We start from the raw sequence: 266 nt of genomic DNA, 5'->3' as shown, positions 1-266 counted from the left end.
ACTTAACACACTAAACCGTTTGTCTGCAAACAATGGGGCAGGACAAAAGAACATGGAGAAGCTTTCTTCTGGACTTCGTATCAACCGTGCAGGAGATGACGCAGCAGGTCTTGCAATTTCTGAAAAAATGCGTGGACAAATCCGCGGATTAGAAATGGCATCTAAAAACGCACAAGATGGTATTTCTCTTATTCAAACAGCTGAAGGTGCATTAACTGAAACTCATGCGATTCTTCAACGTATGCGTGAGTTGACAGTTCAAGCGG

1 protein-coding gene is annotated in these 266 nt (G+C 43.2%); it reads left to right on the top strand.

The window, feature by feature from the left end; translation table 11 throughout:
* Positions 1-266 (top strand): flagellin N-terminal helical domain-containing protein (locus RAD10_RS42010; RefSeq protein WP_461622040.1); only part of this gene is annotated, 266 nt, incomplete at both ends.

The organism is Bradyrhizobium sp. 23AC, from assembly GCF_054863025.1.
Note: the sequence above shows the minus strand (reverse complement) of the source record. Positions and strands in the feature narration are given on the sequence as shown.